The organism is Streptomyces sp. NBC_00286, from assembly GCF_036173125.1.
Taxonomy (GTDB): domain Bacteria; phylum Actinomycetota; class Actinomycetes; order Streptomycetales; family Streptomycetaceae; genus Streptomyces.
Genome location: NZ_CP108054.1, coordinates 1,817,761 through 1,837,145, shown reverse-complemented (window position 1 = coordinate 1,837,145; position 19,385 = coordinate 1,817,761). Strand labels below are relative to the sequence as shown.

At 68.5% G+C, this 19,385-nt stretch carries 22 protein-coding genes; 16 read left to right on the top strand and 6 right to left on the bottom strand.

Annotated features, from left to right (window positions below):
• Positions 1-67 precede the first annotated feature (67 nt).
• Positions 68-790, top strand: a complete 723-nt coding sequence (locus tag OHT21_RS08360; RefSeq protein WP_328767617.1) for a class I SAM-dependent methyltransferase — start codon at positions 68-70, stop codon at positions 788-790.
• 238 nt (positions 791-1,028) lie between these two features.
• On the top strand, positions 1,029-1,853 hold the full coding sequence (locus OHT21_RS08355; protein ID WP_328767616.1) for a TRADD-N-associated membrane domain-containing protein: 825 nt from the start codon (positions 1,029-1,031) through the stop codon (positions 1,851-1,853).
• A gap of 112 nt (positions 1,854-1,965) precedes the next feature.
• Here OHT21_RS08355 and OHT21_RS08350 read toward each other — a convergent pair whose 3' ends face one another.
• The 3 genes from OHT21_RS08350 to OHT21_RS08340 form a co-directional block, all read right to left on the bottom strand.
• Positions 1,966-2,175, bottom strand: a complete 210-nt coding sequence (locus OHT21_RS08350) for a hypothetical protein (RefSeq protein WP_328767615.1) — start codon at positions 2,173-2,175, stop codon at positions 1,966-1,968.
• 406 nt (positions 2,176-2,581) lie between these two features.
• On the bottom strand, positions 2,582-2,740 hold the full coding sequence (locus tag OHT21_RS08345; RefSeq protein WP_328767614.1) for a hypothetical protein: 159 nt from the start codon (positions 2,738-2,740) through the stop codon (positions 2,582-2,584).
• A 41-nt stretch (positions 2,741-2,781) separates the two neighbouring features.
• Entirely contained in the window at positions 2,782-3,021 is a 240-nt protein-coding gene (locus OHT21_RS08340; RefSeq protein WP_328767613.1) for a hypothetical protein, read from the bottom strand.
• A gap of 154 nt (positions 3,022-3,175) precedes the next feature.
• Here OHT21_RS08340 and OHT21_RS08335 point away from each other — a divergent pair, with 154 nt between their 5' ends.
• On the top strand, positions 3,176-4,345 hold the full coding sequence (locus tag OHT21_RS08335) for a helix-turn-helix domain-containing protein (protein ID WP_328767612.1): 1,170 nt from the start codon (positions 3,176-3,178) through the stop codon (positions 4,343-4,345).
• A gap of 3 nt (positions 4,346-4,348) precedes the next feature.
• Here the strand turns inward: OHT21_RS08335 and OHT21_RS08330 are convergent, their stop codons facing one another.
• Both OHT21_RS08330 and OHT21_RS08325 read right to left on the bottom strand, forming a co-directional pair.
• Complete coding sequence (locus tag OHT21_RS08330; RefSeq protein ID WP_328767611.1) at positions 4,349-4,924, bottom strand: hypothetical protein; 576 nt, start codon at positions 4,922-4,924, stop codon at positions 4,349-4,351.
• Positions 4,925-5,014: 90 nt separating this feature from the next.
• Positions 5,015-5,212, bottom strand: a complete 198-nt coding sequence (locus OHT21_RS08325) for a hypothetical protein (protein WP_328767610.1) — start codon at positions 5,210-5,212, stop codon at positions 5,015-5,017.
• Between the two features lie 667 nt (positions 5,213-5,879).
• Here OHT21_RS08325 and OHT21_RS08320 point away from each other — a divergent pair.
• The 11 genes from OHT21_RS08320 to OHT21_RS08270 all read left to right on the top strand — a co-directional run bounded on the left by OHT21_RS08320 (position 5,880) and on the right by OHT21_RS08270 (position 15,612).
• A complete protein-coding gene (locus OHT21_RS08320) occupies positions 5,880-6,239 on the top strand; it encodes a transposase (RefSeq protein WP_328767609.1) in 360 nt (119 codons plus the stop codon).
• Positions 6,236-7,411 carry an NAD(P)/FAD-dependent oxidoreductase gene (locus tag OHT21_RS08315; RefSeq protein ID WP_328767608.1) on the top strand — a complete coding sequence of 392 codons (1,176 nt, stop codon included), beginning with the start codon at positions 6,236-6,238 and terminating at the stop codon, positions 7,409-7,411. Before OHT21_RS08320 ends, OHT21_RS08315 begins: the two co-directional genes overlap by 4 nt.
• Positions 7,408-7,728, top strand: coding sequence for a (2Fe-2S)-binding protein (locus OHT21_RS08310; RefSeq protein WP_328767607.1), 321 nt, complete (start codon positions 7,408-7,410; stop codon positions 7,726-7,728). The genes OHT21_RS08315 and OHT21_RS08310 overlap by 4 nt, the downstream gene beginning before the upstream one ends.
• A complete protein-coding gene (locus tag OHT21_RS08305; protein ID WP_328773997.1) occupies positions 7,721-9,160 on the top strand; it encodes an FAD-dependent oxidoreductase in 1,440 nt (479 codons plus the stop codon). The genes OHT21_RS08310 and OHT21_RS08305 overlap by 8 nt, the downstream gene beginning before the upstream one ends.
• A 34-nt stretch (positions 9,161-9,194) precedes the next feature.
• On the top strand, positions 9,195-10,127 hold the full coding sequence (locus OHT21_RS08300) for a dihydrodipicolinate synthase family protein (protein ID WP_328767606.1): 933 nt from the start codon (positions 9,195-9,197) through the stop codon (positions 10,125-10,127).
• A 14-nt stretch (positions 10,128-10,141) separates the two neighbouring features.
• Complete coding sequence (locus tag OHT21_RS08295; protein ID WP_328767605.1) at positions 10,142-11,143, top strand: proline racemase family protein; 1,002 nt, start codon at positions 10,142-10,144, stop codon at positions 11,141-11,143.
• Positions 11,144-11,186: 43 nt separating this feature from the next.
• Positions 11,187-11,864, top strand: a complete 678-nt coding sequence (locus OHT21_RS08290) for a GntR family transcriptional regulator (protein WP_328767604.1) — start codon at positions 11,187-11,189, stop codon at positions 11,862-11,864.
• Positions 11,865-11,977: 113 nt separating this feature from the next.
• Positions 11,978-12,973, top strand: a complete 996-nt coding sequence (locus OHT21_RS08285) for a branched-chain amino acid ABC transporter permease (RefSeq protein ID WP_328767603.1) — start codon at positions 11,978-11,980, stop codon at positions 12,971-12,973.
• An 11-nt stretch (positions 12,974-12,984) separates the two neighbouring features.
• Positions 12,985-13,977, top strand: a complete 993-nt coding sequence (locus OHT21_RS08280; RefSeq protein WP_328767602.1) for a branched-chain amino acid ABC transporter permease — start codon at positions 12,985-12,987, stop codon at positions 13,975-13,977.
• A complete protein-coding gene (locus OHT21_RS08275) occupies positions 13,967-14,869 on the top strand; it encodes an ABC transporter ATP-binding protein (protein WP_328767601.1) in 903 nt (300 codons plus the stop codon). The genes OHT21_RS08280 and OHT21_RS08275 overlap by 11 nt, the downstream gene beginning before the upstream one ends.
• Positions 14,870-14,871: 2 nt before the next feature.
• Entirely contained in the window at positions 14,872-15,612 is a 741-nt protein-coding gene (locus tag OHT21_RS08270) for an ABC transporter ATP-binding protein (RefSeq protein WP_328767600.1), read from the top strand.
• Between the two features lie 37 nt (positions 15,613-15,649).
• Here OHT21_RS08270 and OHT21_RS08265 read toward each other — a convergent pair whose 3' ends face one another.
• Positions 15,650-16,897: an ABC transporter substrate-binding protein gene (locus tag OHT21_RS08265; protein ID WP_328767599.1), complete on the bottom strand. Its 1,248-nt coding sequence runs from the start codon at positions 16,895-16,897 to the stop codon at positions 15,650-15,652.
• A gap of 193 nt (positions 16,898-17,090) precedes the next feature.
• On the opposite strand from OHT21_RS08265, the gene OHT21_RS08260 reads away from it, so the two are divergent.
• Positions 17,091-17,924 carry a M55 family metallopeptidase gene (locus OHT21_RS08260; protein WP_328767598.1) on the top strand — a complete coding sequence of 278 codons (834 nt, stop codon included), beginning with the start codon at positions 17,091-17,093 and terminating at the stop codon, positions 17,922-17,924.
• Positions 17,917-19,221: a M20/M25/M40 family metallo-hydrolase gene (locus OHT21_RS08255; RefSeq protein ID WP_328767597.1), complete on the top strand. Its 1,305-nt coding sequence runs from the start codon at positions 17,917-17,919 to the stop codon at positions 19,219-19,221. Before OHT21_RS08260 ends, OHT21_RS08255 begins: the two co-directional genes overlap by 8 nt.
• The last annotated feature ends 164 nt before the right edge of the window (positions 19,222-19,385 follow it).

The window sequence follows — 19,385 nt, the reverse complement described above, 5'->3', positions numbered from 1 at the left end:
TCCGGGCGCGGTAGACCGATCTGGCCCGCCCGTTTTGGTGGGCGCTGTCGCATCCTGGGGAGCGGGCATGAGCGTGACTACTCGGTACAGGGACGCGTGGGACGGGTTCTGGCGGGAGGCTTCCGGTGAACCGGGGGCCGTTCTGTGGGATGCGGAGCCCGGGCTCACCGTTGGGGTTCATCTTCCGCTGTTCGAACCGCACTTGGTCGCGCCGGGGTTGCCGATTGTGGACCTTGGGTGCGGTAACGGGACTCAGACGCGGTTTCTTGCCGATCGGTATCCGCACGTTGTCGGGGCCGATTTGTCCGCCGCCGCCCTCGATCACGCTCGGCGGGCGGATCGGGCGGGGCAGGCCTCGTATCGGCTGCTTGATGCGGCTGAGAAGAGTGAGGCGGAGACGTTGCATGCCGAGCTGGGGGACGTGAACGTGTATATGCGGGGGGTGCTTCATCAGTGTGAGGTCGGGGATCGGCAGCCGGTTGTCGATGGGGTTGCCGCGCTGGTGGGGGAGCGGGGGCGGGCTTTTCTCGTTGAGCTCGCCGAGGCTGCGGGGGTCGTGCTGCGGGGGCTTGCTCAGCGTCCGGAGGGCCCGCCGGCCAAGCTTGCGCCCGTTTTCCGGCATGGCATCGCGCCGGGTGAGGTGGCCGATGACGCGGTGCCGGAGTATCTGCGGGCCGCTGGGCTCACCGTCTTTGCCAGTGGTGAGCTGCCGCTCGTCACCACGGAGTTCCAGGGGGACGGTACGCGGATTGAGTTGCCGTCCAAGTGGGTGGTGGCGGGGCGGGGTTGAGTGTGCGGGTGGGGTTTTCTTTCCCCAAGCCCGCCCTTTCCCGGAAGCGGGAACTATGCCCCCGGGCCCCCAAGGGGGGTGGGGGGGGGTGACAGGTCGTGTCTCGGCTGCGGGTGCGTCGTGGCTGGTCGCGCAGTTCCCCGCGCCCCTACGGGGCGCCCCCACACCTCTTTCCGGGCGCACCGCTCTGGCTCCGATCCGGTTCCGGGTGGCCATCGCGGCGGCGTAATCTCGATGAATGAAGTCCACCATCACGGACATCCAGGCTGTGCCTTTGGACAGTGGCCTCAAGTGCAGTGTGCACAGCGAAGGCAGCGCGAACTGCAGCGATTGGGTCTATGCGATCGTGACGTACGACGACGCAGGGTCCACGGGCAACAAGCGGAATGTCTGCCGGAAGTGGCATGACAGCGACCCTGACGCGGTTGCATGGCGTCGGACACGGCAGGGTGAGGATCACAACATGGTTGTGTCCCGGACAGGGTCGGCTGCAGGATCGGTGACTGGCATCGCTGTTTCGGGTGTCGTACACGGCGACATTAATGTGGTCGGTCACGATGGCTCAGATGAAGAGCATTCCAGCCTGGCGGAGCGGCGGCAGAAGTTCCATTTCGACTTCTTGAACCACACGCTCAAGCAGGCTGAGTGGACGTTCCGGCTGAGCGTGTGGTTCATGACCGGTGGTGCCGTGATCATCCTTGCGGGGGGTGTGTTGGCACTGGTTCATGCCGGGAACCCAGACCTCAGTTACCTACCGCTGGTGACAAGTCTGACCGGCGCGCTGATCACGGTCGGGGGCGGAGCGCTTGCTCTGCACTCGAAGCGCACGATGGTCAACTTGACCAAGGCCGCTGAGGACAACGAGAGCAAGATCGACATCGATCACAAGCTCGAAATCGCGACCACCTTCATCGACCGCGTCGAAGACTCTGAGGCAAAGGATCGCCTCAACTCGGCTGCTGCCCTGAAGGCTTTGGGTATGGAAGCGGCACCGGAGACGATGGTCAATCGGTTGCTCCCTGAGCAAGCTAAGGAGATCGAGCCGGGCGACTCCGCGCGTTGAACAGCACGAGGCCACGGGCGGTATCTCCCGTGGCCTCGTGTGTGCTCCCCGGGTCTGGGAGGCCGGGACGGGGTCTCCTCCATTCCGGGACCCCACGGAAGCCCGCGACGACCTATGCGGCGGCAGGCGGCTCCTGGGACTCGTCCACCGGGAGCGCCGGGGGCGGGGTGTCGGCCCTCCTGAATGTGTCCCACGCATCCCGTGCTCGGGTGGCGGAATGCAGGACATCCGGGATCTGGTCGAGCAGCCCCTTCAGAGCGAAGAGGAAGATCGAAGCCACGCCAGCGACAGCGAGAATGACGATGATGGCGGTGCCGTCCACCGATCCTTACCTTCCCTGTCATGGGTCGGATCGGGTGCGCAGGCAGCCTCGATCCGAACCCTACGGTTCGGACCGAGACACCTGTTACGCGGGACGTACGAGGCGCAAAAGTGTTCTCGGGCGGATCAACACTGGAGTCGACCCAGGTTAAGCAGTAATGCAGTGCTTGGGGAGGTCATGGCCCAGCTATCACGGCTTGGTACGTCCGAACCCCCATATGCTCATTTCCAGGGGGTTCTCAAGCTCCAGCCAGGTGCCTGTCCTGGTTCCCGAGACATTCGGGTCGCCCAGGTGCGGAGGGTCCACTTCGTGGTCCTCGCGCACGAGAGTACCGCAAACCTCAGAGCTATGTGGGTGCACAAGTAAGCCCCACCTCGGTCGAATTGAGGTGGGGCTCAAGTGCTGGTCAGGTGGAGTCCAGTTCCCCTAACAGGAGTTCGTCACCAGCGGGGAAGCGCGCCGTGCCGCCCTCCTCCCAGGTGACGACGACGGCTAACCCGCCCATCGGACCTAGGGCGGTCGTCGCCTCCTTGACGGTGCGCCACTCGCCCTTGTAGCCGATCACGTCGCCCGGGGTGATGAGGACCGCACGCTTGGTGAGGACGCTTAACGGTTCTCTACGGACTGGATACGGGCCAAAGGCGTTTCCCATTCCGTGCCACCCCCCTTGGGGCGCAAGTACGCCGTCTGGCTGACGAGCTTCCTGCCCTCCTTGGTGTGCTCCTCGATCAGGCCGACGAGTTCGCCGGTCCGGTCATGCTTCGTGTCCTCGACGAGTGTTCCGTGCGGGTACGGCAGTTCGCCGTGACTCAGCATCGTCGGTGGCTTCTCATGTGTCTGTGCCATGACCCCTCGTCCCACCTGGGCATACGTCTGTCACTCAAGACAACTGCCGCCGTGCAAACCGAACTTGCACACCTCTTGCACAACACCAGGGCGCATGAGTGGCCACGGTGGGACGATGGGACGTAACGGAAGTCGAGCGGGGAAGACGCACAGTATGAGCGCGACCAACATTCCCGGACCCGGTGCGAACGTGGCCGTCTGCCGCAAGGCGCGCGGCCTCAGCCAGGTTGCCCTTGCCCGGCGGGCAGGCGTGTCCGTCTCGCTGCTCAGCAAGATCGAGGTAGGCGACCGCGCGCTGACCCAGGGCATCGCCGCAGCCCTCGCCCAAGCCATGCGGATGACCCTTGACGAGCTGCTGGGCACGGCCCCGGTCGAGGGTGCCGACGAGAACAGCCTTACGGCCCTCAACTACGCCATCCGCCGGTTCGACATCCCCGACGCGCCACCGCCTCACCCTGAGGACCTGCCGCGCGAGCTGGCCGAGCTGAACGAGCACCGCTACCGCACCGAGCTGTCAGCCGTGTTGCAGAAGACCCCGGGCGTGCTGATCCGCACGACCAACTTCGCGCACGCCACTCAGTCGCCCGACGCCTGGACGCGCGTTGCCGACACGTACAGCGTGGTCTACTGGCTGGCCGCCCGGCACCGCTGGATGCACCTTGCCGAACTGGCCGTGATGAAGCAGCGGTTGGCCGCCGAGCGAGCGAACCCGGTAGCTGCCACGGTGGCCGCCCGAGACGAGGCCGGGACCTTCCTCAACTCGGGTGACTTCGCAGGTGGGTTGGCCATCGTGGACCGCGCCATCGTTGAGGCCGAGTCCAACCTTGAGGGGCGCGACCGTGCGTTCGGTCTGGGCATTCTGCACCTGCGCGGGCTCACGCTGGCCGGTCGGCTCAAGGACAGGGGCACTTCTGAGGAGCACATCAGGGCGGCTTGGCGGACGGCCGAGGAGTACGGCGAGGACGCCGACGAACACGGCATCCACTTCGGGCCGGACCAGACGGCCACCCATGTCATCTCGACGTTCTCCGACATGGACCAGCACCGGCGCGCGCTGGACACTGCCGACGACCTGATCCGAGGTGGCACGGACCTTCCGGCCACCCGCATCGGCCCCCTGCACATGAACCTCGGCCGGTCGCACCTCGCCCTCGGCGACCGTGACTCCGCCCTCGAATCGCTCGAAGAGGCTTGGGACATTGCGCCGGAGATGGCCCGGGTGCACCCGACAAGCCAAGAGCTGATGCGCGTGCTCACCTCACTGCACCGCCGCAGCAACCCCCGTCTCACGCGGCTGGCCAAGCGCGCTGGCGTGCCCTTCTGACCCTCAGTGGCGACGCTGAGATGTGGGCGCGAGTGTCGCCGCTTCGCGCAAGGCAGCTGCGAGGTGTTCATCAGCGGCCTTGGACTTCTCGATTGCCTGAGTGGCGGTGGCCATCGCCGCGTTGATGTTCCGCTCCCTTCTCGGCCTGTCGCTCTCCGCACCGGAATCTGATAGCGCGAGTCGCACTCCCTGAATCCCGAGCAGCGATTTCAGAAACGCTTGATTCGACTCGCGGTATGCCTGCACCAGCTCAGGCGTGGTGTAGAGCGTCAGCTTGGTGACAACCAATCGGTAGGGCTCGTCCTGGTGCCCCGGGTCGAGATCCGCAGGGCTCACCCCGCCGGGCAACTCTCTACGCCCCCAAGCGACGTCGCGGGTGTTGCCGAGGGCGAGCATCTTGCGGTGCGCTTCCTCGATCGCGTCGGCGCGTCGCTCCCAGATCTTGAACTCGCTCTCACGGTCGCGGGTTGCTCGCTGGGTGATGCTGGCCGACATGAGAGTGCCCACCGTGCCGATGACGGCCCCCAGCAACCCGGCACCGGTACTGATCAGGGCGAGGGCAACCGGTGTGATCGTCACAGCATGAGCGTAGGCACGGACGCGCCAGCGTGGGGCCGTATCTCGAAGGTCCCGGATGTGAGGCGAGCCCTCCGGGACCTTCGAGAGCGTTCAGAGCACGCCGAGCGACGTGAGCACCACCAGGCACAGCGTCAGGGAACCGCCGAACACGCCGCCTCCGTACAGGAACGATGGTCCTTTTGGGCTGCTCGGCTTGTGGATGACGAGGGCCGCCACGATGCCGATGATGATGGAGACCAAGGCGCAGATGACGACCAGGAGCACCTTGACACCGAGAGAGAGATTCAACGGTCCGAGTACCTTTTCCGGTGATCAGACCTTCGGCACGCAGCGCTCAGTCTGATCACCACGTGTGAAACGTGTGATCTTGACTGAGGCCGTGCCGACGTCAGGCTCTCGGTGCCTTTCCAGGGCGCACTTAGGACGCCTTCACCCTCTTACTCTGCGCCTCTCTGCGCCTTGCTTCTGGCTCGACGTCCCGAGGAAGCATGCTCGGGATCGCTGGACGTTTCTGCGGCCCATTTCCCTAACCGCGACTCAGTCCAAGCTGGTCCATCAACTGAGGACGGCCAGCTATTCAACTTCACGGAGGCGTCGGGTACTCCGCTCGCAGCACGGGCAACCGTACCTGAAACACCAGGCGTTGGGTGACCAGGCGGCCACGGTGGCCGCCCCAGGGGCTCTCGTGCGGGCGGGTGCGAGGGGCCGCCGGAGACCCCACCGGGGGGCGCTGCTGGGTATGGCCGCACCCGCAGGTCGGATCGGGGAGGGCCGGGCGTCATGTTGAGACCCCGGGTGCTCGCCGACCTAGCTTCCCGTGATCGATCTCAATACTTCTCGTGACTGGTGCGCAGGGGTCGCCGACTCTCACGGACCTTGCTCCACACGCAAATTGCACGGGCCTGAAATCCTGTGCTCTCCTGGGGGCCAGGCGTGAGAACCGCCGAACCACCGCATGCGCTCCGGGCGCGTGATGCTCGACGCGATGTTCCACAAGGCGCGCACGGGCGTCCTGTGGGAGCAGTTTCCCAAGCGGTTCGGCCTCTGGAAGGGCATCCACTCCCGTTACAAGACCTGGCGGAACTGCGGGGTGTGGGACGAGATCATGGCCGCCTTGCCCAACACGGGCCAGCCCGTGTGGACCCCGCCCCTGGTGCCGCCGCTGCGAGTTGAGGGACGTGAAGGCCCGCGCGCCTTCACGAACGCCGACATCCAGGAAGAAGAGGTGTCCGGAGAAACAGGTGTCCCCGGCGGCCCCCTCACGAGCGCTGCACCCTTGGCTCGTCCAGCGATATGTGACATGGTACTGGAGTGAGTGCGTTTCTGACCTGCGATGTTGTCGTCGTTGGGGCTGGGATGGTGGGGGCCGCCTGTGCCCTGTACGCGGCTCGGGCTGGGCTTGGTGTTGTGCTTGCGGACCGTGGGCCCGTGGCCTCGGGTACGACCGGGGCCGGTGAGGGGAATCTGCTCGTTTCCGACAAGGAGCCTGGGCCTGAGCTTGAACTTGCTCTGTTGTCGGGGCGGTTGTGGGGTGAGCTCGCCGGTGAGCCCGGTATCGCTGCGGCTGTTGAGTACGACCTCAAGGGCGGGCTCGTTGTTGCCTCCTCGGCGGAGGGGCTCGTGGCTCTGGAAGGGCTCGTTGATGGGCAGCGGGCGGCCGGGGTCGAGGCCGTGGCGGTTGAGGCGGATCAACTCCACGACGTAGAGCCGAAGTTGGCGAAGGGGCTCGCGGGTGGGGTGCTGTATCCGCAGGACGCCCAGGTCATGCCTACCCTCGCCGCTGCCCATGTCGTACGGCTCGCGCGGGCCGCGGGTGCCTCGTTGCGGACGGGGTGTGCGGTCACCGAGGTGTTGCGTACGGGGGCGGGGGCCGTGCGGGGAGTGCGTACCTCTGAGGGGGAGATTCATGCGCCCGCCGTCGTGAACGCTGCCGGGACCTGGGGTGGGGAGTTGGCCGCGCTTGCCGGTACCTCGCTGCCCGTCCTGCCTCGGCGCGGCTTCGTCCTCGTCACCGAGCCGTTGCCGCCTCGTACGGTGCGGCACAAGGTGTACGCCGCGGACTATGTGGCCGACGTGGCCAGTGACTCGGCGGCGTTGCAGACCTCGTCGGTGGTCGAAGGGACGGCTGCCGGGCCGGTGCTGATCGGGTCCAGCCGGGAACGGGTCGGGTTCGACCGGTCCTTCTCGTTGCCGGTCGCGCGGGCGCTGGCGGCGGGGGCTACACGGTTGTTCCCGTTCCTGGAGGGGGTGCGGGCGATGCGCGCCTACCTCGGGTTTCGTCCGTACATGCCCGACCATCTGCCCGCGATCGGGCCGGACGCTCGGGTGCCGGGGCTCTTGCATGCGTGCGGGCATGAAGGGGCTGGGATCGGACTCGCCACGGGGACCGGGCACTTGATCGCTGAGGTGCTGAGTGGGAAGACCTCGGATCTCGACCTCGACCTCAGTCCGTTTCGTCCCGACCGTTTTCCCGAGGAGGGCCTGTGAGATCTCCGCTGGAACTGGTGGTGGCGCGGCCGGGGCCCGCCTTCACCGTCACCTTCGATGACCGGGAGATCACCGTCCTGCCGGGGCAGACGATCGCCGCCGCGCTCTGGGCGGCGGGCATCACGTCGTGGCGTACGACGCGGGGGAGTGGTGAGCCCCGCGGTGTCTTCTGTGGGATCGGGGTCTGCTTCGACTGTCTGGTGACCGTCAACGGGCGGGCGAACCAGCGCGCTTGTCTGGTGCGGGCGGAGGCCGGCGATGTGATCCGTACACAGGAAGGGACGGGGCATCGTGGCCAACGGCAGCAGCATGGCTGAGGGGTCGCCGCCGCATGTCGCGGTGGTTGGGGCGGGGCCTGCGGGGCTGGCGGCCGCGCTTGCCGCTGCCGCGCGGGGTGTACGTGTGAGTCTGATCGACTCCGCGGGGGAGGCGGGCGGGCAGTTCTACCGGCAGCCTGCCGCCGCGCTCGGCGCCCGTCGGCCCCAGGTCCTGCACCATCAGTGGCGTACCTGGGAACGGCTGCGGGTCGGCCTTGCCGCGCACGTCGCGGAGGGCCGCGTCACGCATCTGACGGACCACCACGTGTGGTTCGTGGAAGGGCAGTCCGACGGCTTCACCGTGCACGCCCTCCTCGGCCCCGAGCAGGAGCGGCCCGTCGCCGTGGGTGCCGATGCCGTGCTGCTCGCCACCGGTGGGTACGAGAAGGTCCTGCCGTTCCCCGGGTGGACCCTCCCCGGAGTGGTCACCGCGGGCGGGGCGCAGGCCATGCTCAAGGGTGGGCTTGTGTTGCCGGGGCGTACGGTCGTGGTGGCGGGGACCGGGCCGTTGCTGATGCCGGTGGCGGCCGGGCTCGCGGCGGCCGGGGCGGAGGTCGCCGCGCTCGTCGAGGCCGCCGATCCCAGGACTCTCGCGCGGCACGCCAGAGCGCTGGCCGTTCATCCCGCCAAGCTTGCCGAAGGTGCCCGGTACGCCGCCGAGTTGGCCCGGCGGCGGGTGAGGGTCCACGTCCGGCACACCGTCGTCGCCGCGCACGGCAGCGAGCGGGTCGAGGCCGTGACCGTCGCCGCTCTCGACGGGAACGGGCGTGTCCGGCCCGGCAGTGAGCGGCGTATCGCGTGCGACACGCTCGCCGTCGGGCACGGCATGCTGCCGCACACCGACCTCGCCGAGGCGCTCGGCTGCCGGCTCGACGGGACGGGCGTCGCCGTCGACGAGGAGCAGCGCACCGATGTGCCGGGCGTCTGGGCGGCCGGGGAGACCACCGGGATCGGCGGCGCCGTACTGTCGCTCGCCGAGGGGAGAATCGCCGGACTCTCGATCGCCGCCCGGCTCAACTCCCGTACTCCCGACGCGCGTTCGTACGAGGCTGCCGCCAAGGCCCGTAGGGCGCTGCGGGAGTTCTTCGCCGTCCTCGACACCGTCTACGCCCCGCCCGCCCACTGGACCGAGCAGGTCGCCGACGACACCGTCGTCTGCCGCTGCGAGGAGGTGCCCGCCTCCGCGATCCGGCAGGCCGCGGGCGAGCTCGGCGCCGGTGACGTACGCACCGTGAAGCTGCTGACCAGGGCCGGGATGGGCTGGTGCCAAGGCCGGATGTGCGGACCCGCGGTGGCGGGGCTCGCGGGGTGCGAGTTCCAGCCCTCGCGACGGCCGTTCGCCCGGCCCGTACCGCTCGGCGTGCTGGCACGGGCCGGGGACACCGACTCCGCAGACGAGACCAACGACATGGACGACACAGACCACCAGTGACATGTCAACCTCTACCGATCGGATGGGACCGCTCATGACCGACACCCCCGGCACCCCCGGCAGCGAGGTCACCGCCGTCGCCGAGAACGGCCCCTGGCGCGGCATCCTCGTAGCCACCGCCCTGCCCCTCGACGACGATCTCTCCGTGAACTACGACAAGTTCGCCGAGCACTGCGCCTGGCTCGTCGAGAACGGCTGCGACGGAGTCGTACCGAACGGCTCCCTCGGCGAGTACCAGGTGCTCACCCCGGAGGAGCGCGCCAAGGTCGTCGAGACGGCCGTCGCAGCGATCGGCGGCGAGCGCGTGATGCCGGGGGTCGCCGCCTACGGGTCCGCCGAGTCCCGCCGCTGGGCCGAGCAGGCGCGCGACGCCGGCTGCCGCGCCGTGATGCTGCTGCCGCCCAACGCCTACCGCGCCGACGAACGCTCGGTTCTCGCCCACTACGCCGAGGTCGCGCAGGCGGGGCTGCCCATCGTGGCGTACAACAACCCCATCGACACCAAGGTGGACCTCGTACCGGAACTGCTCGCGAAGCTGCACGGCGAGGGGTACATCCAGGGGGTCAAGGAGTTCTCCGGTGATGTCCGGCGCGCCTACCGGCTGGCCGAACTCGCCCCAGAACTCGACCTGTTGATAGGCGCCGACGATGTGCTGCTCGAGCTGGCGATCGCGGGCGCGAAGGGCTGGGTGGCCGGTTATCCGAACGCGCTGCCCCGAGCCAGTGTCGATCTCTACCGGGCCGCGGTGGCGGGTGATCTCGACACCGCGTTGCCCCTCTACCGGCAGTTGCACCCGCTGCTGCGCTGGGACTCGAAGGTCGAGTTCGTGCAGGCCATCAAGCTGTCCATGGACATCGCGGGGCGGCACGGCGGTCCGGTACGCCCGCCGCGCGTCCCGCTTCTGCCGGAGCAGGAGGCAGTCGTGCGCGCGGCCACCGAGAAGGCCGTCGCGGCAGGGCTCGCGTAACGGAGGATCGACACATGCGCAGCAAACTCGTCCTGCACGCCGTCGACTCGCACACCGAGGGCATGCCGACCCGGGTGATCACCGGCGGCATCGGCACCATCCCGGGCGCGACCATGAACGAGCGGCGCCTGTACTTCCGTGAACACCGCGACGACATCAAGCAGTTGCTGATGAACGAGCCGCGCGGGCACTCGGCGATGAGCGGCGCGATCCTTCAGCCGCCCACCCGCCCCGACTGCGACTACGGCGTCGTCTACATCGAGGTCTCCGGCTATCTGCCCATGTGCGGACACGGCACGATCGGCGTGGCGACCGTGCTCGTCGAGACCGGCATGGTGGAGGTCGTCGAACCGGTCACCACGATCCGCCTCGACACCCCGGCCGGACTCGTCGTCGCCGAGGTCGCCGTGGAGGACGGGGCCGCGAAGGCCGTCACCCTCCAGAACGTGCCGTCGTACGCCGTCGGCCTCGACCGCAAGGTCACCCTCGCCGACGGGCGGACGGTGACCTACGACCTGGCGTACGGCGGGAACTTCTACGCGATCCTGCCGATCGACCAGCTCGGGCTGCCCTTCGACCGGGCCCGCAAGGACGACATCCTCGCCGCGGGTCTCGCTCTGATGGACGCCATCAACGCGGCGGAGGAGCCCTTCCACCCCGAGGATCCCTCCATCCACGGCTGCCACCACGTCCACTTCGTCGCCCCGGGCTCCGACGCCCGGCACTCGCGGCACGCGATGGCGATCCACCCCGGCTGGTTCGACCGCTCGCCCTGCGGTACGGGGACCAGCGCGCGTATGGCGCAGTTGCACGCGCGTGGTGAACTCCCGCTCCACACCGAGTTCGTGAACGAGTCCTTCATCGGGACACGGTTCACCGGGCGGCTCCTCGGAACCACCGAGGTCGCCGGGATCCCGGCCGTGCTGCCCAGCTTCACCGGGCGTGCCTGGGTGACCGGCACCGCCCAGTACCTGCTCGACCCGTCCGACCCGTTCCCGGCCGGCTTCGTCCTCTGAGCCCAGCCCTGCTATCAAGCCTGCACCTCGCAAGGAGACCCCGATGCCCGCCCAGCGCACCAGCGCCCCCGCCTTGCCGACCCTGGGGGGACAGAAGCGCAACTACCGCGAGCGCGTCGCCGACGCCCTGCGCGCCGCGCTGATCGCCGGGGAACTGCGGCCCGGTGAGGTCTACTCCGCGCCGACCCTCGCCGCCCGCTTCGGCGTCTCGGCGACACCCGTACGGGAGGCCATGCTCGACCTGGTCAGGGAGGGCCTGGTCGACACCGTGCCGAACAAGGGCTTCCGGGTCACCGCCGTCTCCGAGAAACAGCTGGACGAATACACCCACATCCGCTCCCTCATCGAGATCCCCACAACAGCAGGTCTCGCCACCACCGCCGACCCCATCGCCCTGGAGGCCCTGCGCCCCACCGCCCAGGAGATCGTCACAGCCGCCACCGCGGGCGACCTCATCGCATACGTAGAGGCAGACATCCGCTTCCACCTCGGCCTGCTCGCACTAGCCGGCAACGACCACCTGGTCGAGGTGGTGCGCGACCTCCGCAAGCGCTCCCGCCTCTACGGCCTGCAGGCGCTGGTCGAGGCGGGCCGCCTGGAGGACTCTGCGCAGGAGCACCTGGAGATCCTGGACGCGCTCGCGGCCCGCGATGAGGATGCGGTACGCGCGGTCATGACGCGGCATCTCGGGCACGTACGGGGCCTGTGGGCAGCCGGATGACCGCGGGATGAGACCGCACCGGGCAAAGGCCTCCGCGGAGCCTGCCCGAGTCACCGCTCTGGCCTGCGCTTACACTGAGTCACAAGGGACATTCGTGATATATCGGAACCGCCGTGCGCTATCAGCGGATGCTCGTACCGGCCCTCGCCCTGCTCTTCGTATTGGTGCCCGCGATCTCCGCGCGGGCCCGGGGTGAGGCAGTCCCGCGCGGCCCCACGTTCGGTGCACGCGCTCTGCAGGCGCTGATCGACGGGATCCAGTTCGGGGTCATCATCGCGATCACGTCGGTCGGACTCTCGCTGATCTTCGGCACCATCCACTTGATCAACTTCGCGCACGGCGAGTTCGTCACGATGGGAGCCACCTTCGCGTTCTTCCTCAACGTCTCCGCGGCCGGGCCGGGCTGGCACCTGATTCCCGCCGCCCTTGCCGCGGTGGTCTTCGGCGCTCTGCTTGGCGGGGCCGTCGATCGCGGCATCTGGCGCCCGCTGCGGGCCCGGGGCACCGGGCTGATCAACATGTTCATCGTCACCATCGGGCTCTCACTGGTGCTGCGGCATGTCGTGCTCGTGCTGTACGGAACCCGGCCCGCCTCCTACGCGCAGTACGACATCCAGAGCACGATCGACCTGGGGCCGGCCGGCATCACCCCACGGGACCTCACGGTCACCCTGCTCGCCGTGCTGGTGCTGCTCGGCATTGCCGCGCTCCTGCAGAAGACCCGGATCGGTACCGCTGTCCGAGCCGTCTCCGCCAACAGGGACCTCGCGGAGGCGTCGGGCATCGACGTGCAGCGGGTGGTGCTGTTCGTGTGGATGCTCGCCGGCGGACTGGCCGCACTCGGCGGGGTCTTCTTCGGCCTGGTCGAGATCGTCACCTGGGACATGGGCTTCAAGCTTCTGCTGCTCATGTTCGCCGGGGTCATCCTGGGAGGGCTCGGCTCCGCCTACGGCGCGATGGTCGGCAGCCTCGTCATCGGCGTCGTCGCCCAGATGTCCACCCTGTGGTTCCCGGTCGACCTGCAGTACGCCTGGGCGCTGCTCGTCCTCATCCTCGTCCTCCTCGTCCGGCCGCAGGGCATCCTCGGCCGGGCCGAACGTGTCGGGTGAGGGGGCGCGCCATGGACTTCTCGGCCATCGTCTCCGACGCCCTGCGCTCGGGAATCGGCCCCATCGCGGCCATCTACGCGCTCGCCGCGATGGGACTGAACCTTCACTTCGGTTACACGGGGCTCCTCAACTTCGGCCAGGTCGGATTCATGCTGGTCGGCGGCTACGGGCTCGCCATCACGGTGGCGACGTACAACGGCCCCATGTGGCTCGGTGTCCTGGGCGGCATCGCCTGCGCGATCGTGCTGGCCCTGCTGCTCGGCCTGCCCACCCTGCGGCTGCGCGCCGACTACCTCGCGATCACCACGATCGCGGCGGGTGAGACGCTACGGCTGTTCTACCGGTCCAGCTGGGCCGAGCCCGTCACCGGTGGGGTGTTCGGGCTGCAGAGGTTCGCGAACGACTTCTACGCGCTCAACCCGATAGAGCCCGGCACCTACGGCCCGTGGCTGGTCAGGTTCAGCTCCCGCGACCTCTGGGTGATGATCGTCGCATGGGCGCTGGTGCTCGTGGTCGGACTGTTGCTCGCCCTGCTGATCCACAGCCCGTGGGGCCGTGTCATCCGGTCGATCCGTGAGGACGAGGTCGCCGCGCGCAGCCTCGGCAAGAACGTCTACGCGTACAAGATGCAGAGCCTCGTGCTGGGCGGCGTCATCGGGGCGGTCGCGGGCATGATGCAGGCGATCCAGGTGCAGTCCGTGAATCCGGACAACTACGATCCGGGCGTCACGTTCTTCCTGTACACGCTGCTCGTCCTCGGAGGTGCCGGGCGGATCCTCGGGCCGGTCGTCGGCTCGATCCTGTTCTGGTTCGTCCTCAGCTTCCTCGACAGCGCGCTCCGCCAGGCCATCAGCGCCGAGTACATCTCGCCGGACCTCATCAGCACGTCGGAGGTCGGCGCGGTGCGCTTCGCGCTGGTCGGCATCGCCCTGATCCTGCTGGTCGCGTTCCGGCCGCAGGGCATTCTCGGCAGCCGGAAGGAGATGCTGCTCAGTGGCCGCTGACACAGGCGTGTCCAACGCCGACCGGCTCTCCGCGACCGTTCCCGAGCCGGGGGTACGCAAGCCCGACCCTCTGCTGGTCATGGACCAGGTGACCCGTACCTTCGGCGGCCTCGTCGCCGTGCGGGTGGAGCACCTGGAGGTGCAGCGGGGGGCCATCACAGCGCTCATAGGGCCCAACGGCGCCGGCAAGACCACGTTGTTCAACGTGGTGAGCGGGTTCGACCGGGCCGACGGCGGCCGGTGGTCGTTCGACGGACAGCGGCTCACCGGCGCCCCGGCGCACCGGGTGGCGCGGCGAGGACTGGTCCGTACGTTCCAGCTCACCAGGACGCTCGCCCGGCTCACCGTGCTGGAGAACATGCTGCTCGCGGCGCCCGGGCAACGCGGCGAGCGGGCGCTGCCCGCGCTGCTGCGACCGCTGTGGCACGGGCAGGAGCGGGAGCTCGAGCGCCGGGCCGACGAACTGCTGGACCGGTTCCGGCTCGGGCCCCTGCGCGACGACCATGCCGGCACGCTCTCCGGCGGTCAGCGCAAGCTGCTGGAACTGGCCCGCGCGCTGATGACCCGGCCGGTCATGCTCCTGCTCGACGAGCCGATGGCCGGGGTGAATCCCGCGCTGACCCAGTCGCTGCTCGGACACATCACCCAGCTGCGCGACGAGGGGCTGACGGTGTGCTTCGTCGAGCACGACATGGACGTGGTGATGGGCATCAGCGACTGGGTGGCCGTCATGGCCGACGGCCACCTCGTGGCCGAAGGCCCACCGCACACGATCAGCCGGAACGCCGCCGTCGTGGACGCCTACCTGGGCAAACGGCACGACGAACCGCAGGCGACCGGGCAGAAGGGGAACGGGGAGGAAATGGGGAACGGGAAGGGTAAGGAGGAGTAGCGATGTCCGCCGAAGAGCAGGCAGCGGTGCTGGCGGCCGACGACATCGTCGCCGGCTATGTCCCCGGTGTCGACGTGCTGCGCGGATGCAGCCTCGAGGTGCGGCCGGGCGAGGTGGTCGGAGTGATCGGCCCGAACGGCGCCGGCAAGTCGACGCTCATCAAGGCCGTCTTCGGGCTGCTGCGGGCGCGAGGCGGGAGTGTGCGACTGCGCGGCGAGGACGTCACCAACCGGCCCGCGCACGAACTGGTCCGGCGGGGCGTGGGCTACGTACCGCAGCTGCAGAACGTGTTCCCCACGCTGACCGTCGAGGAGAATCTGCGGATGGGCGTCTATCTGCGGCCCAGGAACTACGCGCGCCGGACCGCGGCAGTGGAGGAGCTCTTCCCCGTGCTGGCCGACCGCCGGAAGCAGAAGGCCGACGCGATGTCCGGCGGCGAACGCCAGATGCTGGCGATGGCGCGCGCGCTGATGATGGAGCCCCAGTTGCTCCTGCTCGACGAGCCGTCGGCCGGCCTGTCACCGCTCCATCAGGACCACGTCTTCGACCGGTGCAGAATGATCAACAACGCGGGCGTCGCCGTCCTCATGGTCGAGCAGAACGCCCGCAGGTGCCTGCAGTTCTGCGACCGCGGCTACGTCCTGGACCAGGGCCGCAACGCGTACACCGGTGCCGGCGCAGCCCTGCTGCACGACGAGAAGGTGATCGAGCTCTACCTCGGCACGCTCGCCCGCGCCCGTTGACTCCTGTCCCTGTGGCTCCTGCTGTCGTTCCTCCCGGTCACTCCTGTGCCTCGCTGGTCTCGGTGCGCAGGGTCTGCAACCGTCCTTCGTCGTCGTAGCCGTACACCTCGATCGTCGCCTGGCCGGGCTCGCCCTTGTCGGTGAAGTTGAGCGGACCGCTCACACCCTCGTAGTCGATGTCCCTGTCGTCGGCGATCAGCTCCTTGCAGGCGGCGAACGAGTTGCACTTCTCGCCGCCCCTGGTGATCCCGTTCATCTCCTTCACGTATTCGCCCGGGTCGTCGGACCCCGCCTTCTCGGCAGCGAGCGCGATCGTGTTCACGCAGTCGAACACCTGCGGTGCGAACTGCAACTCCTTCAGCTCCGGAGCGAACTCCTGCAGATCCTTCACGTACTGCTCGTTCGACTCCGATGCCGGCGCGGTCCCCTTCATCCCGGCGAGCCGCTCCGGCTGGCCCGGGGCGACCAGCGAGGGCAGCTCCTCGCTGCGCAGTCCGTCGGCGCCGTAGACACCGATCTGGTCGGGCCCGAGTCCGGACTCGATCATGCCCTGCAGGATCTGGGTGCCTTCCTCGAACGCGATCACCACGGCGGCGTCCGGCCTGGAGTTCTCTATCTGCTGGACGACCTGGTCGAAGTTGGTCGCCTTCGGGTCGTACGTCTCGGCGAGCGTCACCGTCACACCGCGGTCCTCGAGTGTCTCCCGTGTGGCCTCCATGAGGCCGCGCCCGTAGTCGTCCGCCCGTGCGACCACGGCCACCCGGTCGTGGCCGTCCTCGCGGACGACGTCCGCCAGGATGGGTCCCTGCAGGGCGTCGCTCGGGGCGGTACGGAAGTAGAACCCGTCGTCCTCGTAGTCGGTGAAGGTGGGGGCGGTGTTCGACCCCGAACACTGCACGACGCCCGCTCCGGTCACCCGGTCGATGAACGCCAGCGACATGCCGGAAGCCGCGGCGCCGACGATCGCGTCCACGCCCGCCGCGAGGACCCGGTCGGCCGACTGCGCGGCAACGGCCTCCTGGCCCGCCTCGTCACTGGAAACCACAGCCGGCACGGGCTTGTCCAGCACCCCGCCGGCGTCGTTGATCTTCTGTATCGCGAACTTCAACGACTCGATCTGGGGTGGGCCGAGGTAGGCCAGCTGTCCCGTCTCCGGCAGGACGTAGCCGAACTGGAGCTCACCATCGCCCGGGTCGGCCTGGGCGGTACCCGTCGTGCCGCAGACGGCTATCACCAGAGCAGCTGCGCTTGTGAAGATCGCGGACCGCCGTATCGACGCTTTCATCTCCGCCTCCGCTCGTTACAGGCGGCGGTGGTCGACAGGCCGGCCATCGCCCGCCATCTGTACATGAGGGTAGAACTCATTGCAGAGGTCTGAGAAGTGTGAATTGTCAGGGTTTGCGAGTGGGGTGGGAACTGGAGCTGAGCTCCTCCTCATTCCTGGCCGGTTCCGGGTCCGGCGCGTAACGTGACGCACCATGAAGATCCTCATCAGCGCCGACATGGAGGGTGCCACCGGCGTGACCTGGCCGGCCGATGTGCTGCCAGGGAGGCCCGAGTGGGAGCGTTGCCGGGGGATGTTCACTTCGGATGTGAACGCCGCTGTGCTCGGGTTCTTCGACGGGGGTGCCGACGACGTTCTCATCAATGAGGCGCACTGGACCATGCGCAATCTGCTGCTCGAGCGGCTGGACGAGCGGGCGCAGATGCTGACCGGGCGGCACAAGGCGCTGTCGATGGTGGAGGGCGTGCAGCACGAGGACGTCGACGGCGTCGCGTTCGTCGGGTATCACGCGGGGGCGGGCATGGAGGGGGTGCTCGCCCACACCTATCTCGCGAACTCGATCACCGGCGTGTGGATCAATGACGTACGCGCCAGTGAGGGTCTGCTCAACGCGCACGTCGTCGCGGAGTACGGCGTGCCCGTCGTCCTCGTCACCGGCGATGACGTGGCCTGCGAGGACGCGCTCGGGTATGCGCCCGAGGCGTTGAAGGTCGCCGTGAAGGACCATGTCTCGCGGTATGCCGCGGTGTGCCGGACGCCCGCGCGGACCGCGGCCGATATCCGGGCGGCGGCCAAGGAGGCGGTTGGGCTCGCCGTGCGGTACGAGCCCGTGCGGGGCGATCCGTTCACGGTGGCGGTGGAATTCGACGCCGAGCATCTGGCCTCGGCGGCCACCGTCGTGCCGGGTGTTGCTCAGATCGGGGAGCGGAAAGTCGCGTACACCAGCGAGACGATGTACCGGTGCATCCGTACCTTCAAGGCGGTCACCACGATCGTCTCGGCCGCCGTGGAGGAGCAGTATGGCTGACCAGCAGGCACTGGACGAGGTCGTGGAGTTCACCTCCGACCTCATCCGTATCGACACGACCAATCGCGGGGGCGGCGACTGCCAGGAGCGGCCCGCCGCCGAGTACGCCGCCGCGCGGCTCGCCGAGGCGGGCCTGGAGCCGACGCTGCTGGAGCGCACGAAGGGGCGTACGAACGTCGTCGCACGCCTCGAGGGCAGCGACCCGTCCGCCGAAGCGCTGCTCGTCCACGGTCATCTGGACGTGGTTCCCGCGCAGGCCGAGGACTGGAACGTGCACCCGTTCTCCGGGGAGGTCCGGGACGGGGTCGTCTGGGGGCGGGGCGCGGTCGACATGAAGAACATGGACGCGATGATCCTCGCCGTTGTACGGCAGTGGGCGCGTGACGGCGTACGCCCCCGCCGGGACCTCGTCATCGCCTTCACCGCCGACGAGGAGGCGAGCGCCGAGGACGGCTCGGGCTTTCTCGCGGACCAGCACCGGGAGCTTTTCGACGGGTGCACCGAGGGCATCAGCGAGTCGGGGGCGTTCACCTTCCATGACGGTGCCGGGCGGGAGCTGTATCCCCTCGCGGCCGGGGAGCGCGGTACCGGCTGGCTGAAGCTCACCGCACGCGGCAGGGCCGGGCACGGCTCCAAGGTCAACCGGGAGAACGCGGTCACCCGTCTCGCCGCCGCCATCACACGGATCGGCGCGCACGAGTGGCCGCTGCGGCTGACGCCGACCGTCCGCGCGGCCCTCGTCGAACTCGCCGCGCTGTACGGCATCGAGCCCGACCTGGAGGACGTGGACGGGCTGCTGGACAAGCTCGGCCCGGCGGCGAAGCTCGTCGAGGCCACCGTCCGCAACAGCGCCAACCCGACCATGCTGAACGCCGGTTACAAGGTCAACGTGATCCCGGGGGAGGCCGTCGCGTACGTCGACGGACGCTATCTCCCCGGCCACGAGGACGAGTTCCGCGCAACGCTCGACGAACTCACCGGGCCGGACGTGGAATGGGAGTTCCACCACCACGAAGTGGCCCTCCAGGCGCCGCTGGACTCACCGACGTACGCCAGGATGCGCGCCGCCGTCGAGGAGTTCGCGCCCGAGGGGCATGTCGTGCCGTACTGCATGTCGGGCGGCACGGACGCCAAGCAGTTCTCGCGTCTCGGCATCACCGGATACGGGTTCACGCCGCTGAAGCTCCCCGAGGGTTACGACTACCAGGCCATGTTCCACGGCGTCGACGAACGCGTACCGATCGAGGCGTTGCACTTCGGCGTCCGGGTACTCGACCGCTTCCTACGCGTGGCGTAAGCGCTCCGCTGGGAATGCGGTTCGACGCTGCGGGTACGTCGTGGCTGGTCGCTCCCCCACTCTCGAATTCTCCCCCAGTGCCTTAAGGGCCTGGGGGGACCCCAGAGCGGGGGGACCCCCATCGCGGCGGAGCCGCAAATTGACACGGCCCCGCGCTCCTAAGA

Bases quoted from the DNA above. Each gene is read 5' to 3' on its own strand.
- OHT21_RS08360 (WP_328767617.1), top strand. From the start codon at position 68: ATGAGCGTGACTACTCGGTACAGGGACGCGTGGGACGGGTTCTGGCGG.
- OHT21_RS08335 (WP_328767612.1), top strand. From the start codon at position 3,176: ATGAGCGCGACCAACATTCCCGGACCCGGTGCGAACGTGGCCGTCTGC.
- OHT21_RS08300 (WP_328767606.1), top strand. From the start codon at position 9,195: ATGACCGACACCCCCGGCACCCCCGGCAGCGAGGTCACCGCCGTCGCC.
- OHT21_RS08270 (WP_328767600.1), top strand. From the start codon at position 14,872: ATGTCCGCCGAAGAGCAGGCAGCGGTGCTGGCGGCCGACGACATCGTC.
- OHT21_RS08265 (WP_328767599.1), bottom strand. From the start codon at position 16,897: ATGAAAGCGTCGATACGGCGGTCCGCGATCTTCACAAGCGCAGCTGCT.
- OHT21_RS08355 (WP_328767616.1), top strand. From the start codon at position 1,029: ATGAAGTCCACCATCACGGACATCCAGGCTGTGCCTTTGGACAGTGGC.
- OHT21_RS08260 (WP_328767598.1), top strand. From the start codon at position 17,091: ATGAAGATCCTCATCAGCGCCGACATGGAGGGTGCCACCGGCGTGACC.
- OHT21_RS08340 (WP_328767613.1), bottom strand. From the start codon at position 3,021: ATGGCACAGACACATGAGAAGCCACCGACGATGCTGAGTCACGGCGAA.
- OHT21_RS08295 (WP_328767605.1), top strand. From the start codon at position 10,142: ATGCGCAGCAAACTCGTCCTGCACGCCGTCGACTCGCACACCGAGGGC.
- OHT21_RS08280 (WP_328767602.1), top strand. From the start codon at position 12,985: ATGGACTTCTCGGCCATCGTCTCCGACGCCCTGCGCTCGGGAATCGGC.
- OHT21_RS08290 (WP_328767604.1), top strand. From the start codon at position 11,187: ATGCCCGCCCAGCGCACCAGCGCCCCCGCCTTGCCGACCCTGGGGGGA.
- OHT21_RS08305 (WP_328773997.1), top strand. From the start codon at position 7,721: ATGGCTGAGGGGTCGCCGCCGCATGTCGCGGTGGTTGGGGCGGGGCCT.
- OHT21_RS08255 (WP_328767597.1), top strand. From the start codon at position 17,917: ATGGCTGACCAGCAGGCACTGGACGAGGTCGTGGAGTTCACCTCCGAC.
- OHT21_RS08320 (WP_328767609.1), top strand. From the start codon at position 5,880: ATGCGCTCCGGGCGCGTGATGCTCGACGCGATGTTCCACAAGGCGCGC.